We start from the raw sequence: 14,207 nt of genomic DNA, 5'->3' as shown, positions 1-14,207 counted from the left end.
TTAAAATCAACCAAATTCATTTAAACAAAAAACCCGCCAAATGGCGGGTTTTTTATTATGGTTATTGATCTTCATCACCTTTTTTCTTGTCATCTTTCTTTTCAGGTGGCGGGGCATCGGCCTTTATTTGCCGTGCCTGAAGTGACATTGCTTCACCAATTGCATTTGCCTCATCGGTGCAAGTGATTTGTTTTGCCAATATTTCCACGTTGTTGATTACACAAACGCTGCTGCTACTAACACGAATGCCTTCAATGCTATCAGCACTAAAATTAGCCTCACGATTAAGAACCTTTTGCGATTCCATCGCCTGTGCGCGTGCTTTTACTTCGCGCGCAAAGAAAACCAATGCCGCTGATTCAGAAGAGCGCCCCATAGCACCCGCACCAGTTGCCCAATGGCTTACACTTGTTGAAAATGTACGCGCACTTAGTTGACCAGTTACAAAAAGTCGGCGGGCAATAATAGATTCGGCAGCAAAATAAGCCTCTGCAGAGCGGACATCGCGGTTTTCAACGGCATTGAACCCGAGATATTTCGCCGAATCCATCGCCAGTTTTTGCTGTTCAGGAGATTTATCGGCGCTGATGTATATTTCTTTCCATAACGCCACCGCCTGCGGGATGTTGCCATCTGCATTTAATTTTACCGCATTCTGCATTTTTTCAACCAGAACAGAAGGCTGTGCAACAGGCGCAACGGGTGCCAATGGAGCAGGTGTTACATTTGCCGTTTGCGCATATGCAGTAGAAGCGAACAATCCAATGCCCAAAAGACACTTGACCAGAATTTTTGAGCCTGAAACCATATTCACAAACATTCCCCAAATAATAAAAGACGTTTAAACATAAATAAGACGCGCCTAAAACAATCTTTATAAGATATTCTTAGACCTTACGCCCCAACTTTTCATCACCTAACCTCAGTATCACACACATTCTGAACAGAAACCAAACGGTTTTTCATTATAACACATTAAAATATCTTCATAAATATGTTGCAAAATCAAAAAAAATGCACATTTAGATATTATATGCTATTAATTAGCAAATCACGGAATTATTATATGTCAGTTTTGATTGGCCTTGCCGGTTTGGTAATCGCCCTATACACAATTTATAACGGACTTGGCCTATGGATGGCGCGGCATGTTACAGCGCTTGAACGTGGCGAAGAGCCTTTGGTTGATGAAGACGGCCTTACGATATATGACCATCTTCCGCCATCACACCTTGAAATGATGAAATATTATTCCGTTGGCTATAAGGGCGTATTGTGGCATCTGGCATTTCTCTGCCTCATTGCATCAATCGGCGCGTTAATTGCCCAATCACAATATGCAATCTATCTTTATGGCATTGCCCTTGGACTAGATTGCCTGATTTTCATTACCTATGACAAAAAAGAAGAATTTCTTGCCAACACTTCAGAAGCTGAGCGTATGTTTGATATTTTTCAATATACGGTTTTACTTGGGGCTTTTTTGATTTTGGCATGGCAACATATGCAAATTGCTTAGAGCTATAATTTAAGACACATGCTTTCATCAGCAGCAAAGTTTTGCGCTGCCATTTCTTCACCAACTAGGTCAATATTTTCATCAATCGCATTTTCAATAGCGGCGAAAAGTAGATTTGGTCTTATTGGTTTCGCCACATGGGCATCCATACCGGCGGCAAGACATTCTGCAACATGATGCGTCATAGCATTCGCAGTAAGCGCGATTATAGGTGTGCGTAGGCGCTTGGTTTTAAATTCAATTTCGCGAATTTTCTGGGTTGCCTCTGGGCCAGACATAATTGGCATTTGAACGTCCATAAGAATAACGTCAAACTCACGGCTTTCCCATTCTTTCACAGCATCAAGACCATTTTCAACAAAGGTTACTTGGGCACCAATTTGTTCAAGGAACATTTTCAACACAAGACGGTTATTGGCATTGTCTTCAGCCGCCAAAATGGACAATTCACCAAGTGAATCATTTTCATCAAATGCGGCCTCACTATCTTCAACTGCTGGCTCTTGTGCTTTTTCAGCCGGTAACGCGAGGGTGAAGGTTGAACCATTACCAATTTCTGAAGCCACAGAAATATCACCACCCATAATTTGTGCAAGCTGTTTACAAATTGCAAGCCCAAGCCCCGTACCGCCAAATTTTCTTGTTGTGCTAACATCGGCTTGAGAGAATTTTTGGAACAATCGCATTTGCGCCTCTTCGCTTATGCCGATGCCTGTATCTTTCACCGCAAATTCGAGCATATATTTGCCGTCTTTCTCTTCGGCAGATACATTCACACTAACACTGCCCTCTTCGGTAAATTTGATACCATTAGATATAAGATTATAAAGAATTTGCTTAAGGCGGGTTGGGTCGCCAAGACACCAAATATTCGGCGAATTGTGAAGATTTATATTAAGATTTATACCTTTGTCATGGGCGCGAATTGCAAAAATCGCTTCGGATGAACGAACAAGATCACCAAGATTAAAAGCAATTTTTTCAATATCGAGCTTACCAGCCTCAATCTTGGCAAGGTCAAGCGCATCATTTAACAAATTAAGCAAAATGTCACCAGATTCACTGATGACATGGACAAAATGCTTTTGCTTTTCATCAAGTATAGTTTTCGACAATGCCGCCGCCATACCCAATATACCATTCATTGGCGTTCTTATTTCATGGCTCATTTGCGCAAGGAATGTAGATTTTGCCTGATCAGCGGCCTCGGCGGCCTCTTTTGCGGCCTCAAGATCGCGGGTGCGCATTTCGATGCGTTCTTCTAGATGGGTTGCATGGTTTGCAAGCGCATCACGCGCAACCATTAATTCCTCGGCCTGGGTTTTGAAAATAATGCCCAAGCGACGCCACAAATAAGCCGCAACGCCCAATGACATAACCAACCCAACAAGCCCAATAACCAACATATGATGCGCACTATTCACCGCATTCATAAGGGTATTATAAATCTCTGTTCTGGCTTGTTCTTTTAATGAATTCTTTTTGATGTTTAATTCGGCATAGCGTGAATCCATAAGCATGGACTTCGCACCCTCAAGGTTACCACTTTCAGCCATTTTAACGGCCGCAAGTTCAACATCACTCATGGCGAGGGCGGTATCATATGTTCTAGAAACCAGCTTGTCATCCGTAAGATCAGGCGCAATTTCACGCGCCCGTAACATCATGTCATTACGTATGTCTTTATATTTATAGAAATCTTGTAGTGCTTTTTGATCACCTGAGGCAATATAGATTTTGGCATTATAAGTTGCCTGAAGATCCTGAATTGTTGCTTCTGACCATAATTTTTCAAATTTTCCAACATTGGTAGAGCCAATAGCAAGATAGTTCATGGCATAAAATGCCACGCCCCCAATCGCAACCGATGCGACAAGGAAAAAGAAAAGAGCAGACCATAAAAGTGGACGTATTTTCCAGTTCTTACTCATATTACCCAATGTAATTTTCAAAATAATCGGCTACTAATAATACGAAATGAATAATAAATAGTTTAGGGAACTGATTTCAGGAGAAATTTAATGGAATATGAGCTTATTTTTTATAGCAAGTGTTCGACCGCCGTTAAAGGTCTGGCATTATTAGAGGCCAACGGCATCAAACCAAAGATAATAAATTATTTCAACGATCGCCTTTCTCACGCTGATCTAAAATCACTTGCGCAAAAAGTTGGCAGCGTAAAGGCAATCATTCGTGAGAAAACTGCAAAAGAACTTGGTGTTTCTTTAGAGCAAGATGATGACGCACTTCTGTCCGCAATTGCAGATGAGCCAAAACTATTACAGCGCCCAATCCTTATCAAAGGCGACAAGGCAATAGTTGGAAGACCAATTGAAGAAATGCTAAAACTTATTTAGCGTTAAAACCTAGGCGGAATCTTTGCTTTTGCTTTGTAATAAACTTACGCCCAACAAAATCACCACAAGCGCGACAATTGCGGTCGCTGGAATACGTTCTGCAAAGAAAATATAACCAATAAACAATGCCACAATCGGCACAAGGTTTGAAAAGTTCGCAACCATTAACGGGCCAACCCGATGTACTGCTTCGACATATAATATGCCTGCAAGTGCGGTTGGCCCAATGCCAATTAATATCGCGGCAATTATTGATGCCGCTGAATATTGATGGGCATTTTGCACAATATCAGTAAATGCAAACGGCAAAGCAACTAGAGCAGAAATAAAAATAAATCCAAAAGAAGTCACCAGCGGGCTTGTACCACCACCGCCCATACGTATCATCACCACCGCCGAGCCATAGCAAAAGGCAGCACCCAATAATTGCAACTGCGCGCCCAATGGTGCTTTTTGCGACGCAAGATTACCTAAATCCGGTGCAGATAAAATTATAACACCAACCACACCTAATATTACGCCGATTATTTTCTTTGGCCCCAAATCTTCATCACGCACCAGAAAATATGACAATATCGCCGCCGCAAGCGGCATTGCGGCAAGATAAATACTTGCTAGTGCAGATGGAACTTTGGTTTGCGCCTGCGCAATCAAAAAGAATGGCAATAATGAGCCAATAATGCCAACGCCGGAAATCATAATCCACGCCTTATAATTACTAAAGCGTGGCATTTTTTCACCTTTAAAGAATAAAATAACGCCTAAAAACGCCGAACCAGCAGCAAGGCGCAAAAACACATTCGCCATTGGCGATATGGTTTGCAGGGCGATATTGTTTAACCCATAAGCAGAGGCCCACAAAACCACCAATAATATCAGTTTTAAAATATCGGCTATTTTCATTGTCTTAATTGGCGAAATAGTCTCTTGCATGTTGAACATCGATTGCAATCTGTGCCTTCAGTTCATCAAGACTATTATATTTCTCTTCGGGGCGTAAAAACTTGTGAAGCTCAATAATAATGTTTCGCCCATATAAATCGCCATCAAAATCAAGGATGAAAGTTTCAAATAATGGGTCACGAACACCGGTTGTTGGTGTGCGCCCAAAATTGGCAACACCCGAACGCATTACACGATCCCCAATATCAACCTTTACCGCATATATACCAAACAAAGGCTCTATCTGTTGGTATAGTTTTATATTTGCAGTGGGAAAACCCAAAACGCGGCCAAGCTTTTGCCCGTGTTCAACCACACCCTCAATAGTCCATGGATGCCCCAAAAGCTGATTGGCAAGATCCATTTTTCCTTGTTGTAATGCTTCTTTAATACGTGTCGATGAAATTCTAAGGCCGGTATCATCGTTAATTGGTTCAAGAATTGTCACTTTTATTGAATGTTTAGCGCATTCTTCAGAAAGTAATTTTGCGTCACCAGTACGCCCTTTACCAAAGCGGAAATCATGCCCAACAACGATATGTTTTGGTGAACAGCCGTTAATAACCACCTTGTTAATAAACTCAAGCGCACTTAATGCCGCAAATTGCTCATCAAAATTGAGGGAAAAAATAATATCAACCCCAATTTTTTCTGCCAAGATTTCTGTAATACGCCCAGTTGCCAGACGAGAGCCATGCGTATTCTTAGAAAAAAACAATTTCGGCGGCGGTTCAAACAATAAAAGCCCAAGTGGTTCATCGGGGCATGCTTTTTTTGCAATTTCTAAAAGCGACTTGTGCCCTAGGTGCAAACCATCAAACGCACCCATTGCAATAGTTGCACCTTTGAATTCGTCGGGAACTCGTTCAAAACCTGAAAAAACTTTCATTTCCTAATCCGTTGTGATTATTCAGCAGGAACCATAACCAAGGCTTCGCCGGTTAAAACTGTTTTACCATCAACTGATGCAGTTGTGGCAATTGTAACAAATTTCTTATCGGGATTTAATTCCTTGATTTCAAGATGCACATCAACCTTTGCGCCAACTTTTACAGGGCGGCGAAATTGAAGATTTTGGCCCACATAAATTGACCCAGGTCCCGGCATGTGCATGCCAATTGCAGCAGACACCAAACCAGCAGTTAAGACGCCATGAACGATGCAATTCTTAAATTGTGTGGTCGCTGCATAGGCTTCATCAAGGTGAATCGGGTTATTATCACCACTTGCTTCTGCAAATTTTTTTACGTCTTCTTTTGAAATAACTTTAGAAAAATCAAATACTTGACCCAGCTCTAATTCACCGAAAGTATAACCACCTAATTGATTTGGCATAAAAAAATCCTTCTTTTTCAGTTTTAGTAACCTTTCTTTAGCGTCCTTCTGTTTAAATAGCATCTGCCAAAGTGGGTATTTGCGGAAAAATCTGCATTTTGTGGGAGTTTATAATGGCAGTAGATATGAATGCGCCAGTTCTTGTTGTTGATGATTATCAAACAATGATCCGTATCATTCGTAACCTTTTAAAGCAACTTGGCTTTGAAAATGTTGACGAAGCTTCGGATGGGCGCGAAGCATTGGAAAAATTGAAGAAGCAAAAATATGGCTTGGTTATTTCCGATTGGAATATGGAACCAATGACTGGCTATGAATTGTTACGCGAAGTTCGCGCGGATGAAGCGCTTAAACCTACGCCTTTCATCATGGTAACTGCGGAATCGAAAACCGAAAACGTTATCGCGGCAAAAAAGGCTGGTGTAAACAATTACATCGTTAAGCCTTTTAACGCACAAACTTTGAAGGCAAAAATCGCCTCGGTTTTGGGCGATTTCTAGCATACATAGGGGATTAATATGGCGGCACCTGAAGTCGTTCTACGAGTTAAAGACGCACTAAGCAGATTAAAAGATGCGGACCTTAAAGACCCAAGACTTGGTGAGGTTTTAACCCTCGCAAGCCAAATGAGTGATGCCATGATGGCATTCTTTGGTTCAATGGATAACAGTCTTTATGGCGAGTTACGCTATTTATCTGCATATATTCAAAGAACACGGGCTGAAATTTCGGCTTTGCGTCCTAATGACATCAAAAACGATGGCATTCCAACAGCAGGTGCGGAGCTTGATGCAATTGTTGCCAACACTGCCGAAGCAACACACCGCATTATGGAAGCTGCTGAATCTGTTATGTCGGCTGACACTTCTGATGCGCACGCATATCAGGCGTTTGTTTGCGATAAAATGCTTGAAATTTTTGAGGCTTGCTCATTCCAAGACATTACGGGTCAACGCGTTAAAAAAGTTGTCGATACACTTCGTCATATAGAAAACCGTATCGATCGCTTTGCCAAAGTTATGGGTGTTGAAGATGCCGAAGTGCAACTTTCACCAGAAGAGCAACGCAAAAAAGACCTATTGCTAAACGGTCCAGCATTGAATGGCCCTGAAAATAAACAGGACGATATTGATGCGATGTTTGGCGGTGAAGATGCGGGTGCTGCGATGTCACAAGATGATTTGGACGCTTTGTTCGATTAATCTAGCCTAAAATTTATAAAAAAGCCGGCCATTGATGACATTGGTCGGCTTTTTATTTGCATTGTCACCAACCGCAAAATTATTTGACTTGTCATAATATAGTCAACATTGTTATTATTATAAAGTCATGACATTTAACCTGCCACATTACCCAACTTTTTGGGCGCGCCGCGCCGATTTTATCATCCACCTTGTAGGCATTGTTTTTGCTTTGTTTGGTGGTGGCCTCTTGTTGGGTCTTGCCATTTCAAATGGTTTAGGCGGAAAAATTGCCGCCGCGTCGGTTTATGCCTTTGGTCTTGTGGCGATGTTGTCTTTTTCACTGGCATATAATTTTGCCAAACCTGATTTCCAACCATTTTTAAGACGCCTTGATCACGCTGGCATCTTTTTGATGATTGCCGCATCATATACACCATTCACCACCCAAGTTTTACATGGGAATTGGGCAATTATAATGACCAGTGTTGTCTGGACACTTGCAATATTGGGCATGGCGGGAAAATTATTTTTACCCGGATTGGGTAAAATAATTTGGGTTATTTTTTACCTTGCTCTTGGTTGGGCTGCGCTAATCGCACTTAAACCAATGATGAGCAATATGCCACTTGCGGCGACAATTTTACTTGGCGTTGGTGGGTTGTTATATTCAGTTGGAACAATATTTTATGTTTCTAAAACCCTAAAATATCGCCGCGCAATTTGGCACGGGCATGTGGTTGCCGCCGCAATTGTGCATTATGTTGCGATTTTAGTTGGCGTGGTGTTGCATTAAACAAGCTTAAAGCACAACCCTTTCACCTTTGGCACTCGCGCATGGGGTTTTAAAGAAGTTACCCAAATAGCCTTGTGAAATGGCCCATTTTACGACCTGGCTTGATATCTTTTTTGCCATAGATATGAACAAATACATTGCCATCTGCCGCAAGTTTAAAGGCATGAAGGATTTCGTCACCCAAAAGGTTCTCCATCTCTACACCACGCGCCATCAATGAACTTGAGCCAAGCGGCAGACCGCAAATTGCGCGGATGTGCGCCTCAAATTGTGAGGTTTTGCACCCCTCAATCGTCCAGTGGCCAGAATTATGAACACGCGGCGCAATTTCATTGACCACAAGCCCGTGCTTGCCAACAAAAATTTCAACAGTTAAAGTGCCCACATATTTCAACGCCTCGGCAATGGTGCGCCCGATGTGTTTGCATTCTTCAATCTGATCAAAATTAAGTGGGCTTGGAACCATTGATTTACGTAAAATTCCGTCTTTGTGGATATTTTGCGAATTAGGGAAATATAAAATTTCGCCATCCTGACCACGTGTCAAAATCATCGAGGTTTCAAATGAAAAATCAACGAAGCCTTCTAGAACACACGGGTTTTGCCCCAGTTCATTCCATGCCTGCGCTGCTTCATCGGCATTTTTAATTACAAACTGCCCCTTGCCATCGTAACCAAAACGACGGGTTTTTAAAATTGCAGGCAAACCATTGGTTTTTATTGCCGCCTCTAGGTCATCTAATGAATTGATTTCATAAAATGGTGCGCAAGGCAGCCCCAAAGAGCGAACAAATTCCTTTTCTGATAGTCTATCTTGGGTATGTCCCAATGCATCAGGATTAGGATATATTTTCACATGTTTTTCAATGGTTTTTACGGCATCAACCGGAATATTTTCAAACTCAAAAGTTACAATATCGCAAGACTTTGCAAATTCTTCGAGGGCTTTTTCATCTTTATAAGACGCACAAAAATGTTGGTCAGTTACTTGTGACGCAGGGCAATTTTTTTCAGGTTCAAAAATCGCAATGCGATAGCCAAATTGAAAAGCAGCAAAACTTAACATTCGGGCAAGTTGCCCGCCGCCAATAATGCCGATTGTTTTATTGGTATCTAAAGTCATAACTTATACCGGTGCATCCTTAACTGCATCTGTTTGTGCTTGGCGGAAAGTTGCAACCCGCGCGCCCAATTCATCATCAAATGCCGCAAGAATTTGTGCCGCCAAAATGCCGGCATTTGCCGCACCCGCCGAACCAATCGCCAATGTGCCAACCGGAATACCTTTTGGCATTTGCACAATTGATAAAAGTGAATCTTGCCCTGACAGCGCTTTTGACTGCACAGGGACACCCAAAACCGGAAGCGTGGTCAAACTTGCCACCATTCCTGGAAGGTGTGCCGCGCCACCCGCACCAGCAATAATGATTTTAAGGCCGTTATCCTTGGCGGCTTTGGCATAGTTAAACATTCTTTCTGGCGTACGATGCGCAGAGACAATCTTTACCTCGTGCGGCACGTTTAAAGCCTCTAAAATATCCGCCGCTTCTTTCATGGTTTCCCAGTCAGACTGTGACCCCATTATGATTCCCACCAAAGGTTTTTGCATTAAAATCCCCAAAAATTGCTTATTACCCGATGTTTGGCAAAATTATAAGTCGCCAAAAGGCGTAAAAAGCATCATAATTTTAACAAAATCGCACTTTAATGCGCTTTATAATAAATATTAACCCCGTACTAACAAAATTCATTCAATTTTCACAAAAGTGGTGTTAAAAAATAATATGACCTCTAAAAGCAACACAAAATCGACAAACCAAATGCCGCACAAAGACGTGCGGTTAAGGATTATTGATGATTTTGTAAACGCACCGCGCATGGAAATAATCAAAGATGGCGACCCTTTGAATATTTATGGCGTGCCACAATCGGAAATGACACCACTTGTGCGGCAAGCGCTTTCGGCAATGCATAAAGAAATTGTCACCCTTAAGAATGAGCGAACTCGCCTTAAGGCAGAGCTTAGGGACGCACTTGCCCTTGCTGATACTGACCCATTAACCGGCATATTAAACCGCCGTGGTTTTGAGCGTGAAATAACCCGTGCTATTTCATTTGCCCGCCGCATGAATGTCGAATGCACATTATTATTCTTTGACCTTAATGGCTTTAAACAAATTAATGATACTTATGGGCATGCGGCCGGTGATATTGTTATCAAAGAATTTGCAAAAAAACTTAGTGAAAATTTGCGGCAATCAGATGTGGTTGGCCGTGTTGGTGGTGATGAATTTATGGCGCTTTTGGTAAAGGCCAATAAAGAAGAAGCAACCCACAAAGCCGAACAGTTTAACGAAGTAATCAAAAACATCGCCATTCCATATAAAAATAACCTAATTGGCGTTAAATGCACAATTGGTGTTCACACTGTAAAACAAGATGAAAATATTGTTCAAGCAATCACAAGTGCAGATAAAGCAATGTATGCCAATAAATTAAGTGATAAGATTGCTTCACTTTAAGTTTTGCAGGAATTGGCAAATCTAAAATAATACTGTAATTAACCTTTGTTCTTTGTTCAAACGAACGCCTTGTTTTCAATGTGGGGTATTATGGCAGATTCAATCCTTGTCGGCGGAACCGCAGATCCGGTTCAATTAATCAATCTTAGTCTTAAACGCGCAAACCGTCACGGTCTTGTGGCGGGTGCAACCGGAACCGGTAAAACCGTAACCTTGCAGGTGCTTGCTGAAGGATTTGCCCGCGCGGGGGTTCCAGTATTTGCCGCCGATGTAAAGGGTGATTTATCTGGTGCTTCACAAACATGGGAACCGTCTGACCCTTTTAAAAAACGTGCAGAAATGCTTGGACTTGCTGATTACCACGGCGAAGCAAATCCAGTTGTTTTCTGGGATTTGTATGGCAAAAGTGGGCATCCAATCCGCACCACAGTTTCGGAAATGGGACCAACCCTTTTGGCACGCCTAATGGATGTTTCAGATGCACAATCAGGTGCATTGACCATTGCCTTTAAAATGGCGGATGACGAAGGCTTACTTCTTCTCGACCTTAAAGATTTAAAAGCAGTTTTTGATTATATGGCCGATAATGCCGACACTGTTTCACAAAAATATGGCCTTGTAACCAAACAGGCGATTGCCGTTCTGCAGCGTAAGGTGCTTGAACTTGAAACAGCTGGCGCAGACACATTTTTTGGCGAACCCGCATTAGATTTAAATGATTTCTTCCGCACCGATTTATCGGGCCGCGGCATTATCAATATTTTGGATGGTTCGAAATTAATGGCGTCACCAGCATTATATTCAACATTCCTTCTGTGGATGATGAGCGAGCTTTTTGAAATGTTGCCAGAAGTTGGTGACCCTGAAAAACCAAAACTTGTATTCTTCTTTGACGAAGCGCACCTTTTATTCCGTGATGCACCCAAAGCACTTTTGACCACCATTGAACAAGTTGTCCGCCTTATCCGTTCTAAAGGTGTGGGCATTTATTTTGTTACCCAAAACCCGCAGGATATTCCCGAAACGGTGCTTGCCCAATTGGGTAATCGTCTGCAACACGCATTGCGTGCCTACACGCCATCGGAAATGAAGGCAGTTAAAACCGCCGCCGAATCTTTCCGCCCCAACCCTAATTTTAGCACCGAACAAGCCATCACCGAATTGGGCGTTGGCGAAGCATTGGTTTCAACATTGGATGAAAAAGGGGTTCCAACCGTGGTTGAACGAACCTTCATTCGTCCACCAATGTCACGTGTTGGCCCTGCGAACCCTGATGAACGGGCGCGTGTAATTGCGGCAAGCCCAATTGGTACAAAATATAATACGTTGCAAGATCGTGAATCTGCTTTTGAAATCCTAAGCAAAAAAGAAGCCGAACTTCAGGCATCAGAAGCCCAAGTACAGGCGCAAGCGCAGGCACAGAAAACTGCGAAAGCCCAACCACAAGAACAAGAAGAAGGCGGCATTGGCGGCTTTTTATCAGACATTCTTGGCGGCGGCACACGTAAGCGTCGTGGCGATTCACTGGTTGAAGCGGCAGCAAAAACCATGGTTCGCCAAGCCAGCTCTTCACTTACCCGTTCTTTAGTACGCGGTATTTTAGGCAGCTTGAAACGCTAATAAATTATAACAATAAAAAAGCCCCGTGATTTATCACGGGGTTTTTTGTTGCAATAAACAATCCCAGAATATTCTATGGTTGTTTTTGCGGGGCGTCGGCAACCGGAACCACGGTTGAAATATCTTCATAGCCAATAAGCTGGCTTGCGAAGGCGTCTTGCCCACTAATATTTTGGCTATAATAAACATCATACATCGCCATTTGTTCTGGCGGCTGTGGTGTATCAATTTGCGCAATAATTTTGCTTTGCGATTTATTATTAAAAATCAAACCAGACATATCTGAATTTACAAACACAAGCCCAGAGACAACCAAAACCAGTGCGGCAACCGCACCAATGCGCGTCCAAAAACCAAAATTATCATTTGCCACGCGTGCGTTTTGCACGGGCAAATCCTTGTCCATTTGCGCAAGAAAACCCGCAACAAATTTATCAGTCGGACAAGCCGGCATGAAATCATCTTGGGGCAATAATTTTTCGAATTCTGTATTCTGCATATTCATACCAAACATTAAACGAATTTAATTTACTAATCCGTCGCTAAACTCCTGCTTATTTAACACTTCTTTCAATTTACGTTTCGCACGGGCAAGCAATGATTCGACTGCCTCAACGCTTATTTCCATAATTGCACCAGTCTCTTTGGCGCTTAGCCCCTCATAATAAGTGAGAATTATGGCACTTTTTTGCCGTGAAGGCAGGGCTTCGATAGATGCCCCAAGGCTATTTACGGATTGGGACATGATTAAATTTTGCTCAGCGGAAATATTATCCGCAGCGTGATCATCGCCAATTTCTTCGGCAATGTATTTTTTTGACGCCCGTAATTTATCAATGCAAAGATTATAGGTAACGCGGTAAAGCCAGGTTTCAACTTTTGCCTTGCCGTATTCCCACTGGGGAATAACTTTCCACAGTTTTAATAATGCCTCTTGCACCACTTCTTCGGCGTCCGCCTGATTTTTAAACATGCGATACGCAAGGGCAAATATTTTAGGTGAAACCGCGCGGACCAAAGCCTCTGCTGCACGTCGATCACCATCGCGTGTTTTTTGCAATAATTTTGTATGCAAATCTATCAGCAGAAGCTTACTCCAATATTATTTAGTCGCGGTCACGGCCATGCTTGTTTTTAAAAGCGTTGGCCGCCTCATCTTTGGTAATCTTTCCATCATGATTTGTATCAGCAATATCAAATAATGGGAATGGCATTGCATCCCATTCAGCTTTTGATATTTTGCCATCATTATTGGTATCTGGGTTACGTGGACCACCTTTGCCCATATGACCGCCGCCCATTTTCATCATGTCTTTGCGATCTGACATTTTGTGATTTGGTCGGCCAGCGGCAAATTCAGCCATTGTCAGCTTGCCATCATTATTGGTATCAAGCTTTTTGAAGAATTCTGTATGGCGCTGTTTAAAATCAGGTCGTTTTGACATATCTGGACGATTTGGTGGAGTGAATGAATTCCATTCGTCAATGTTTATTACGCCATCTTTGTTTTTATCGATGGCTTGGAACATTGATGCTTGGCTTGCCGCCATACGCTGCTGCATTTTATCCATTTGTACTTTGCGATGTGCCGCCATTTCTTCGCGGGTTAAATAACCATCATGATTGGTATCAATTGCGTTGAACATTGCATCGTGCGCCGCTTTTACTTCGGCACGGGTAATAACGCCGTCATGATTGGCATCAATTTGGTCAAACAGACCACCTGGGCCATTAAATGCGCCGTCTTTAAAGCCCATTTTGCCATGGTGGCCGCCACCTTTCCAGTCATCTGCAAAGGCAGGGCTGGCAAACATTGTTACCAACAAAACTCCCAAAATTGGTTTTGATATTTTCATTTTATTCCTCGTCAAACTTTTCAAATTAAACATGAATGGCAGGGGGTTGCCATCCACAAACTTGCAAAATCGATTTTGT

17 protein-coding genes are annotated in these 14,207 nt (G+C 42.4%); 7 read left to right on the top strand and 10 right to left on the bottom strand.

The window, feature by feature from the left end; all coding sequences use genetic code 11:
• Positions 1-61 precede the first annotated feature (61 nt).
• Positions 62-814: a hypothetical protein gene (locus tag KXV15_RS02150; protein ID WP_240006512.1), complete on the bottom strand. Its 753-nt coding sequence runs from the start codon at positions 812-814 to the stop codon at positions 62-64.
• Between the two features lie 252 nt (positions 815-1,066).
• On the opposite strand from KXV15_RS02150, the gene KXV15_RS02145 reads away from it, so the two are divergent.
• Positions 1,067-1,519 carry a hypothetical protein gene (locus tag KXV15_RS02145; RefSeq protein WP_240006511.1) on the top strand — a complete coding sequence of 151 codons (453 nt, stop codon included), beginning with the start codon at positions 1,067-1,069 and terminating at the stop codon, positions 1,517-1,519.
• 2 nt (positions 1,520-1,521) lie between these two features.
• Here KXV15_RS02145 and KXV15_RS02140 read toward each other — a convergent pair whose 3' ends face one another.
• Positions 1,522-3,450: an ATP-binding protein gene (locus KXV15_RS02140; protein ID WP_240006510.1), complete on the bottom strand. Its 1,929-nt coding sequence runs from the start codon at positions 3,448-3,450 to the stop codon at positions 1,522-1,524.
• Between the two features lie 90 nt (positions 3,451-3,540).
• On the opposite strand from KXV15_RS02140, the gene KXV15_RS02135 reads away from it, so the two are divergent.
• Entirely contained in the window at positions 3,541-3,876 is a 336-nt protein-coding gene (locus KXV15_RS02135) for an ArsC/Spx/MgsR family protein (protein WP_240006509.1), read from the top strand.
• 9 nt (positions 3,877-3,885) lie between these two features.
• On the opposite strand, the gene KXV15_RS02130 is transcribed toward KXV15_RS02135, so the two are convergent.
• The 3 genes from KXV15_RS02130 to KXV15_RS02120 are packed head-to-tail and all read right to left on the bottom strand — an operon-like array spanning position 3,886 to position 6,153.
• Entirely contained in the window at positions 3,886-4,779 is an 894-nt protein-coding gene (locus tag KXV15_RS02130) for a DMT family transporter (protein WP_240006508.1), read from the bottom strand.
• Positions 4,780-4,783: 4 nt separating this feature from the next.
• The gene (gene ribF, locus KXV15_RS02125; protein WP_240006507.1) at positions 4,784-5,707 is read right to left on the bottom strand and encodes a riboflavin biosynthesis protein RibF; all 924 of its coding nucleotides are present in this window, start codon (positions 5,705-5,707) and stop codon (positions 4,784-4,786) included.
• 17 nt (positions 5,708-5,724) lie between these two features.
• Positions 5,725-6,153: a MaoC family dehydratase gene (locus KXV15_RS02120; protein WP_240006506.1), complete on the bottom strand. Its 429-nt coding sequence runs from the start codon at positions 6,151-6,153 to the stop codon at positions 5,725-5,727.
• A gap of 113 nt (positions 6,154-6,266) precedes the next feature.
• On the opposite strand from KXV15_RS02120, the gene KXV15_RS02115 reads away from it, so the two are divergent.
• The 3 genes from KXV15_RS02115 to trhA all read left to right on the top strand — a co-directional run bounded on the left by KXV15_RS02115 (position 6,267) and on the right by trhA (position 8,130).
• Positions 6,267-6,653, top strand: coding sequence for a response regulator (locus KXV15_RS02115; protein ID WP_240006505.1), 387 nt, complete (start codon positions 6,267-6,269; stop codon positions 6,651-6,653).
• Between the two features lie 18 nt (positions 6,654-6,671).
• Positions 6,672-7,355, top strand: coding sequence for a protein phosphatase CheZ (locus KXV15_RS02110; RefSeq protein ID WP_240006504.1), 684 nt, complete (start codon positions 6,672-6,674; stop codon positions 7,353-7,355).
• Between the two features lie 127 nt (positions 7,356-7,482).
• On the top strand, positions 7,483-8,130 hold the full coding sequence (trhA, locus tag KXV15_RS02105) for a PAQR family membrane homeostasis protein TrhA (protein ID WP_240006503.1): 648 nt from the start codon (positions 7,483-7,485) through the stop codon (positions 8,128-8,130).
• 58 nt (positions 8,131-8,188) lie between these two features.
• Here the strand turns inward: trhA and KXV15_RS02100 are convergent, their stop codons facing one another.
• Together KXV15_RS02100 and purE are read right to left on the bottom strand one after the other, a co-directional pair.
• Positions 8,189-9,253 (bottom strand): 5-(carboxyamino)imidazole ribonucleotide synthase, encoded by a 1,065-nt coding sequence (locus KXV15_RS02100; RefSeq protein ID WP_240006502.1) that lies wholly within the window; start codon positions 9,251-9,253, stop codon positions 8,189-8,191.
• A gap of 3 nt (positions 9,254-9,256) precedes the next feature.
• Positions 9,257-9,739: a 5-(carboxyamino)imidazole ribonucleotide mutase gene (gene purE, locus KXV15_RS02095; protein ID WP_240006501.1), complete on the bottom strand. Its 483-nt coding sequence runs from the start codon at positions 9,737-9,739 to the stop codon at positions 9,257-9,259.
• Between the two features lie 175 nt (positions 9,740-9,914).
• Between purE and KXV15_RS02090 the strand changes: the two genes are divergently transcribed.
• Together KXV15_RS02090 and KXV15_RS02085 are read left to right on the top strand one after the other, a co-directional pair.
• Complete coding sequence (locus KXV15_RS02090; protein WP_240006500.1) at positions 9,915-10,652, top strand: GGDEF domain-containing protein; 738 nt, start codon at positions 9,915-9,917, stop codon at positions 10,650-10,652.
• 90 nt (positions 10,653-10,742) lie between these two features.
• Positions 10,743-12,272 (top strand): helicase HerA-like domain-containing protein, encoded by a 1,530-nt coding sequence (locus KXV15_RS02085; protein WP_240006499.1) that lies wholly within the window; start codon positions 10,743-10,745, stop codon positions 12,270-12,272.
• Between the two features lie 73 nt (positions 12,273-12,345).
• Here KXV15_RS02085 and KXV15_RS02080 read toward each other — a convergent pair whose 3' ends face one another.
• Genes KXV15_RS02080 through KXV15_RS02070 form a run of 3 tightly spaced genes read right to left on the bottom strand, consistent with a single transcriptional unit; the run spans position 12,346 to position 14,128 of the window.
• Positions 12,346-12,771, bottom strand: a complete 426-nt coding sequence (locus KXV15_RS02080; RefSeq protein WP_240006498.1) for a hypothetical protein — start codon at positions 12,769-12,771, stop codon at positions 12,346-12,348.
• 24 nt (positions 12,772-12,795) lie between these two features.
• Positions 12,796-13,332, bottom strand: coding sequence for a sigma-70 family RNA polymerase sigma factor (locus KXV15_RS02075; protein WP_240006497.1), 537 nt, complete (start codon positions 13,330-13,332; stop codon positions 12,796-12,798).
• A 46-nt stretch (positions 13,333-13,378) separates the two neighbouring features.
• Positions 13,379-14,128 (bottom strand): EF-hand domain-containing protein, encoded by a 750-nt coding sequence (locus KXV15_RS02070; protein ID WP_240006496.1) that lies wholly within the window; start codon positions 14,126-14,128, stop codon positions 13,379-13,381.
• Between the last annotated feature and the right edge of the window lie 79 nt (positions 14,129-14,207).

It is taken from the genome of Pseudaquidulcibacter saccharophilus (assembly GCF_019455445.1).
Taxonomy (GTDB): domain Bacteria; phylum Pseudomonadota; class Alphaproteobacteria; order Caulobacterales; family Aquidulcibacteraceae; genus Pseudaquidulcibacter; species Pseudaquidulcibacter saccharophilus.
The sequence above is the reverse complement of the archived record's forward strand: the minus strand, read 5'-3'. Positions and strand labels throughout refer to the sequence as shown.

What these genes read in the sequence shown, in the direction of transcription:
- KXV15_RS02145 (WP_240006511.1), top strand. Translation starts at nt 1,067, where the DNA reads ATGTCAGTTTTGATTGGCCTTGCCGGTTTGGTAATCGCCCTATACACA.
- KXV15_RS02140 (WP_240006510.1), bottom strand. Translation starts at nt 3,450, where the DNA reads ATGAGTAAGAACTGGAAAATACGTCCACTTTTATGGTCTGCTCTTTTC.
- KXV15_RS02135 (WP_240006509.1), top strand. Translation starts at nt 3,541, where the DNA reads ATGGAATATGAGCTTATTTTTTATAGCAAGTGTTCGACCGCCGTTAAA.
- KXV15_RS02130 (WP_240006508.1), bottom strand. Translation starts at nt 4,779, where the DNA reads ATGAAAATAGCCGATATTTTAAAACTGATATTATTGGTGGTTTTGTGG.
- ribF (WP_240006507.1), bottom strand. Translation starts at nt 5,707, where the DNA reads ATGAAAGTTTTTTCAGGTTTTGAACGAGTTCCCGACGAATTCAAAGGT.
- KXV15_RS02120 (WP_240006506.1), bottom strand. Translation starts at nt 6,153, where the DNA reads ATGCCAAATCAATTAGGTGGTTATACTTTCGGTGAATTAGAGCTGGGT.
- KXV15_RS02115 (WP_240006505.1), top strand. Translation starts at nt 6,267, where the DNA reads ATGGCAGTAGATATGAATGCGCCAGTTCTTGTTGTTGATGATTATCAA.
- KXV15_RS02110 (WP_240006504.1), top strand. Translation starts at nt 6,672, where the DNA reads ATGGCGGCACCTGAAGTCGTTCTACGAGTTAAAGACGCACTAAGCAGA.
- trhA (WP_240006503.1), top strand. Translation starts at nt 7,483, where the DNA reads ATGACATTTAACCTGCCACATTACCCAACTTTTTGGGCGCGCCGCGCC.
- KXV15_RS02100 (WP_240006502.1), bottom strand. Translation starts at nt 9,253, where the DNA reads ATGACTTTAGATACCAATAAAACAATCGGCATTATTGGCGGCGGGCAA.
- purE (WP_240006501.1), bottom strand. Translation starts at nt 9,739, where the DNA reads ATGCAAAAACCTTTGGTGGGAATCATAATGGGGTCACAGTCTGACTGG.
- KXV15_RS02090 (WP_240006500.1), top strand. Translation starts at nt 9,915, where the DNA reads ATGACCTCTAAAAGCAACACAAAATCGACAAACCAAATGCCGCACAAA.
- KXV15_RS02085 (WP_240006499.1), top strand. Translation starts at nt 10,743, where the DNA reads ATGGCAGATTCAATCCTTGTCGGCGGAACCGCAGATCCGGTTCAATTA.
- KXV15_RS02080 (WP_240006498.1), bottom strand. Translation starts at nt 12,771, where the DNA reads ATGCAGAATACAGAATTCGAAAAATTATTGCCCCAAGATGATTTCATG.
- KXV15_RS02070 (WP_240006496.1), bottom strand. Translation starts at nt 14,128, where the DNA reads ATGAAAATATCAAAACCAATTTTGGGAGTTTTGTTGGTAACAATGTTT.